Here is a 6180-nt window from a genome sequence, read left to right as displayed (position 1 = left end):
TTGGCATCACTTAACTTGATGAAGTTCCTGAAAGATGATGACACTTTCGACGCCGAGACTTTTGCTAAGGCTGTTGAATACATCATCACCGCGATGGACATCAGTATCTGTTTTGCGGATTTCCCAACCGATCCAATTGGCGAGACAACTCGGGCTTACCGTCAGCTGGGCATTGGTTACGCAAACCTTGGAGCATTATTGATGGCAACTGGCTTGCCTTACGACAGTGAAGAGGGTCGCGCATTGGCTGCCAGCATCACTTCGTTGATGACGGGAACTGCCTACAAACGCTCAGCCGAGTTAGCTGGTGTGGTTGGCGCTTATGACGGCTACGCCCGTAATGCTGATGCACACAAGCGCGTAATGCGTAAGCACCAAGCCGCTTCCGAGGCCTTGAAGTCGGCAACGAGCCTTGACGGTGATGTCCTCAAGTTAGCTACCGCTGCTTGGCAAGAGGGAAACAAGATTGGCGAAAAGAATGGCTGGCGCAATGCACAGGCATCCGTTCTAGCGCCAACCGGAACCATCGGATTCATGATGGACTGCGATACCACTGGTATCGAACCAGACTTCTCACTCGTGAAATTCAAGAAACTAGTTGGCGGCGGTTCCATGCAGATCGTGAACCAGACCATTCCGCGGGCACTTGGACGCTTGGGTTACACCGAAGAAACCATCGAAGCAATCATCGATTACATCTCAAACAACGGTCACGTTGTTGACGCTCCAGGACTTAAGCCAGAGCACTATGCAATCTTTGACACAGCGATGGGCGAGCGTGCCATCACTCCAATGGGTCACGTGCGCATGATGGCAGCAGCTCAGCCATTCCTTTCAGGCGCGATCAGCAAGACCGTTAACATGCCGGAATCGGCCACGGTTGAAGAAGTAGCTGAGATCTACTTTGAAGCCTGGAAGATGGGCATCAAAGCGCTTGCTATCTATCGCGACAACTGCAAAGTCGGTCAGCCACTTTCAGATGCAAAGGCAAAGAAGACTGACGTTCCAGTTAGCGATGCAACCGCCTTGTCACATCCAGTTCGCAAGCGCTTGCCAAAGACCCGCAGCAGTCGCACCACATCGTTCAGCGTTGGTGGCGCAGAAGGCTACTTAACTGCTGGGGCCTACGATGATGGCGCACTTGGTGAAGTGTTCCTAAAACTTGGCAAGCAGGGTTCAACCCTGGCCGGCGTGATGGACGCATTCTCAGTGGCTATCTCGATTGCTCTGCAGTATGGCGTGCCACTGGAGGCATTTGTTTCGAAGTTCGTGAACATGCGCTTCGAGCCAGCAGGCATGACAGACGATAAAGATATCCGAATGGCTCAGTCCATGATGGATTACATATTCCGTCGCTTAGCCCTCGATTACTTGCCACTAGAGACTCGTGAAGCACTGGGTATCTTTACCGCCGAGGAGCGAGCAGCCTCTGTTGCCGGCTATGACGCACCAGCTGTGTCACCAGCTGCGATTGAAGCCGTCGTTGAGACACTGGCTCAGAGTGCGCCAGTTTCAGCAGCTCCAGCGGCTCCAGCGGCGCTTCCTGTAGTCAACACCGGCACTGCACACTCAAGCAGCGAGTTGCTTGAGCAGATAACTGGAAAGACCAATGACGCACCGCTTTGCATGACTTGTGGCATCAAGATGCGCCCAGCAGGTTCTTGCTATGTGTGTGAAGGCTGCGGTTCAACCAGCGGTTGCTCGTAACGGCTAGAAATGTAATTAGGCCCCACTCATGCGAGTGGGGCCTAATTTTGTAGTTCTACAAAACTCTAAATCCATATTTTGCCTGATAACCGGCGAAAGTGAACACCCATTCATAAGTGCCTGGAACCAGTGGTAGACCCATGAACGGGAAGAGCATAGGGGCATTGAAAGTGTCAGCGATGTCGCCACTTTCCGGACGTTCCATGTGCAGGTCCCCAGCAAGCTCTACGGGCTGATCACTGCCCATTGGCACATATTTGTGCCCATCTTGATCAACCAAGGCCAAGGACCATGGAATCTGCTGATTGGTCATTGAGTGCGGAATGTCCACACGCACTACAACCGTGAAGTTACTCGGCCCCGCGCCGATTTGAGTCCATCCACCACCGAGCAGGTTAAGTTTTCCATCGGAAACCGAAGCAGCGTCCGCAGTGATTATTAGGACACGCGGTTCGATAGCAATCATGACTCAAGTATGGCTGCATTAAACAGAAAGTGTCACAAAATCAGTTAGATTTGAACCAGAAGTGAGGTTTCAAAATGAGTGTTCCACCTATCGATCCGGTAAATCCTGGTAGCGGGCAGAATCAACCGCCTTATCCAGGTTCATCATATCCGTATCGCACGACCCAGTTAAACATCCTGGCAGTCATTGGATTTGCCTTGGCAGTAACAGGCACGGGCTGCGGATTAGTCAGCCTAATAATCAGCATCCTGGGGTACAACCAAATTAATCGTGAGCCAAACAAGTACCACGGGAAGGGTTTCGCCTTGGCCGGAATACTCATCAGTATCGCAACATTCCTGCTACTTATGTTGCTCGGCTTCCTAGGGGTGCTTGGTGCAATCTGGAGTGAGTCTTCCTCAAGTAGTTCGTTCTAACTCTATGACCCCTGAGTTTGTTGCCAGTGCGAAGCACAGAAGGTTTTGGTCGCTAAAAACTCGATTTGGTGTAGTGGCGGGGCTGATTTTATCGATGGGGCTGCTTTGGAATTCAAATCGCTTGGTAACTGGACCTGTGCTGTGTCCGTTTCGCCTAGTAACTGGTCACCCGTGTCCATTTTGTGGCAGCACCAGAGCGCTGGGAGCAATGTGTGCAGGGGATGTGCAACAGGCTTGGTCACTAAACCCATTGGCAGTGCTGGTTTGGCTCCTAGCAGTAACTTTTTGGCTGCGTCCATCATGGGCACAAACAATGTCAGTCAAGGTGATGCATCTGCAGTTGCGAGTGGGCGCTCTTCCTAGCTACACATTTATCGGAATTCTTTTTCTTGCTGTTTGGTATTGGAATGTAGCAACGCGCTGGTAATTACGCGAGAGAATATGGCCATGAACCGGATCGTGATTTTGCGCCACGCAAAAGCGGAAAAATTGGCACAAACAGACCATGCTCGTGGGCTCAGTTCACGTGGCCATAAGCAGACCCACGAATTCAAGAAATGGCTAGCTGACAAAACTTTTCAAATTGACTTTGCCATCGTGAGTACCGCAAAGCGCACCCAAGAAACTTGGCAAGATCTGCACCTGGACTGCCCTGTGATTCACGCCAGCGATGCGTACAACGCCAGCGCCGAGCAGTGGGTTCATCTCATCTCGCACACTGATGTGCTCGGCCAGACGTTACTAATTGTTGGCCATAACCCTGGTTTGAGTGACTTGGCCTATGCCTTGGGAGCTGCCGGTGAGTTAAGCACTTGTGGGGCAGTGGTTATCGAAGTTGATGTCAGTTGGGCTAATTTTGGCTTAGTCAGCGGGGAAGTTGTCCAAAGTTTTACTCCAACGCAACAAGCTAGCTAGCGAAAATTGGATTCAGTTTCAAGTGATAGCGGTGCAGAAGCAGATAGATTCTAGTTATGGGAAAAACCAGCAGTTGGCTTGATATGGAGTGATTGAATTTCCGCTTAGATTCGCCCAACCAGATTATCTAGAGCATTTTGTGCATTATGGAAACTTTGCTGGACAAGCCCCATTGCAACACACAGCCGATTACGTCGTTGTTGATGTTGAAACATCCGGATTAGATCCCAAGGCTGGAGCGCGGGTTATTGAAATCGCAGCGATTCGGACACCGGGCAATGGAACCGTCACCGATTCATTTCACACGCTAATCAATCCGCAGTCTTCTGATGTCGGACTCACAGCGCTGCACGGCATTACCGCGAGCATGGTTTCCGATGCTCCGACATTTGCTGAGGTGTCGGAAAAACTTAAGCAAATGTTCGCCGGCTGTATTTTTGTGGCTCATCATGCGTTGTTTGATGAACGATTTGTGGCCAGCGAATTTGCCAGGGCGGGTACAGAACTTCCGGTGATGCCGGGTACCTGCACCTACTGGATGTCACGAGCGGTAACTAGCGGAACCGAAAATCACAAACTCGGCACATTGACCACTCATTACGGACTCAACTCGGGCTTAGCCCACAGTGCACTTAGTGATGCCATGGTGGTTGTCCAAATGTTGCCCCACTTGCTAGCAAAGATGGATCACCCTGGGCATTATGTGCCACTAAGTCCAGAAATTTCTGCTGAAATTATTGTGCCAACAAAGTATCGCTAATTAGTCAATAGTTACTAAGCCATTTGGCGTCTGGAAAGTAACTGATACCACACCTGGCTCTTCATCTGGCGAATCGGCAAAAGATAAATACACGCCATCAAGTGCGTCGTAAAGTGCTCCGCCAAGCCATTCTTCGAGCTTTTGCCGAGAACCAGAAACGGTGATATTCGTGATACGCACCGGCGTCTGAAAACCAACCGACGGATGTTGGCGGGCGTCGTCCCATGTAATGAAATATGGAAGTTGTGGATCTTCAAGCAGATCTAAAACGCCAATCTGCTTCCAAGTCAGTTCTTGGCCGTCAGGACGAATTCGGTGTCCATCAACAGCACCACGACCAAGTCGCGCTTCGATTGGTGTTAAGTCTTCAACCGCAACCACCCAGCCGAGCCAACCGCCACCGTCTTCAGCCCGTTCCCGAACTGCGCGACCGAAAGGGGCAGCCTCGGAAGCCGGATGCTCTAGTGCACTGACTACTTCAATGTAAGTGCCACCTGAGAGCGGCAAAATAAAGTTGCGCGTGCCAAAGCGAGGGTGTTTACCACCATCAATAAATGCTGCACCTAAATCGGCGCCGAGTCGCTGAATCGTATCGGCTAGTTCGCTAGCACGAACTGCGTAAGACACATGGTCAAGTTGCATAACAAAACTTTCGCACATCTTGACCAGATAGTGATATTCGGGGTCGGTTTTTTGCCTCAGACCAAAATGGGCGTGTCTATCCCCAAATATCTGCTCAGTAAGGCGTAACTTCTTCTTAGCACTTAGAGTGTTGGCGGAGGGGAAGCCGTCAGGGCTCTAAGTGCCTTTTTATTCCATGCACAGGCTTTGATTCTCCCCAGAATGAAGCCGGCGCTTTTGGGGGTAGCGGCCGCACCTGCAAATTATGAACATGATTGTTCATTCACCTCGTCAACTAATTTCAGCCTTGCCTCATTTACTTGGCTTCCACCCCGATGAAAGTATGGTCATTGTTGCCCTAAACGACGATCAGGTCTTGAGCATTGCTCGACTCGATTGGTCAATAGATCCAATTCCAATTCCAGAAGCTATTCTCGGTCAACTCAGGACAGAATCTAAGCCAGCAGTAGTTATCTTGGCTTACACGGAATCAGAACTGACTCTGGAATCGTTACTTGATCTGATACCTCAGGCCAGCGAATTCTCCCTACTCGATGCTTTGCAAATCGCAGATAGACACTGGCGCTCTCTGATGTGTGAAGATGAGCAATGCTGTCCACCTACTGGACATCCGCTGGCGGAATTGTTAGGCGCAGATGCTGAATTTGTTTTTGCCGGCAGCGCGCCATTTATCTCGCGTGAAGATCTGGCGAGCAGATTAAGTCCGATAGAACTAAGTTCCGATGATAAAGCGCAGCGCGATAAAGCTATTGCTTCGCTCAAACAAGAATTTGAGTACGACCTGGCACAGGATGCGCTCGAAGTTGAAGTTAGGGCCAAATATCTAGCAAGACTTATGGCTATGTGGCCAGACGCGCATAGTTTGGATTGGTCGGATTCAGCATTGCTCGGGCTGGTTGCAACTAACATCTACATGCGCGATGGATTATTGCGAAAGATGTTTGATCATCCGGAATTGCGCCTTGCTATGCGCACAACCTTGATGGATGCGGTCGGTCGTGCGTCGGAAAGTGATGTCGCGGCCCTTGCCACCGTTTTGGCAGGATGTGCGTGGCTTGATGGCAATGGCGCCTTGGCAGGGGTAGCACTCGAATGCGCTCTTACTGTTGACCCAGGCTACTCACTGGCCAGATTGCTGGATCGAGCGATTGCGCATAACGTGCCGCCATCAGTCTGGACTGAATCATTAGCTGCCGTTTCCTACGATGAATGTCTGGCTGGTGCCGCTTGATGAACTTGCCTAAACTTGCAAACTTGGGCAACACCTAAGGAAC

At 50.7% G+C, this 6180-nt stretch carries 8 protein-coding genes; 6 read left to right on the top strand and 2 right to left on the bottom strand.

What is annotated here, in order from left to right:
• A partial coding sequence (locus EBS36_06000; GenBank protein NBU32703.1) for a vitamin B12-dependent ribonucleotide reductase occupies positions 1 to 1707 on the top strand: 1707 nt, incomplete at its 5' end.
• A gap of 55 nt (positions 1708 to 1762) precedes the next feature.
• Here EBS36_06000 and EBS36_05995 read toward each other — a convergent pair.
• Entirely contained in the window at positions 1763 to 2173 is a 411-nt protein-coding gene (locus EBS36_05995; GenBank protein NBU32702.1) for a hypothetical protein, read from the bottom strand.
• A gap of 74 nt (positions 2174 to 2247) precedes the next feature.
• Between EBS36_05995 and EBS36_05990 the strand changes: the two genes are divergently transcribed.
• The 4 genes from EBS36_05990 to EBS36_05975 all read left to right on the top strand — a co-directional run bounded on the left by EBS36_05990 (position 2248) and on the right by EBS36_05975 (position 4264).
• On the top strand, positions 2248 to 2589 hold the full coding sequence (locus EBS36_05990) for a hypothetical protein (GenBank protein NBU32701.1): 342 nt from the start codon (positions 2248 to 2250) through the stop codon (positions 2587 to 2589).
• Between the two features lie 4 nt (positions 2590 to 2593).
• A complete protein-coding gene (locus tag EBS36_05985) occupies positions 2594 to 3016 on the top strand; it encodes a DUF2752 domain-containing protein (protein ID NBU32700.1) in 423 nt (140 codons plus the stop codon).
• Between the two features lie 14 nt (positions 3017 to 3030).
• Complete coding sequence (locus EBS36_05980; protein NBU32699.1) at positions 3031 to 3504, top strand: hypothetical protein; 474 nt, start codon at positions 3031 to 3033, stop codon at positions 3502 to 3504.
• 88 nt (positions 3505 to 3592) lie between these two features.
• A complete protein-coding gene (locus EBS36_05975) occupies positions 3593 to 4264 on the top strand; it encodes a DNA polymerase III subunit epsilon (protein NBU32698.1) in 672 nt (223 codons plus the stop codon).
• Here the strand turns inward: EBS36_05975 and EBS36_05970 are convergent, their stop codons facing one another.
• Positions 4265 to 4906, bottom strand: a complete 642-nt coding sequence (locus tag EBS36_05970) for a VOC family protein (GenBank protein ID NBU32697.1) — start codon at positions 4904 to 4906, stop codon at positions 4265 to 4267.
• Positions 4907 to 5150: 244 nt separating this feature from the next.
• On the opposite strand from EBS36_05970, the gene EBS36_05965 reads away from it, so the two are divergent.
• A complete protein-coding gene (locus tag EBS36_05965) occupies positions 5151 to 6137 on the top strand; it encodes a DUF4192 domain-containing protein (protein ID NBU32696.1) in 987 nt (328 codons plus the stop codon).
• The last annotated feature ends 43 nt before the right edge of the window (positions 6138 to 6180 follow it).

The sequence above is a fragment of the Actinomycetota bacterium genome, assembly GCA_009923495.1.
GTDB lineage: Bacteria > Actinomycetota > Actinomycetes > S36-B12 > UBA5976 > UBA5976.
Note: the sequence above shows the minus strand (reverse complement) of the source record. Positions and strands in the feature narration are given on the sequence as shown.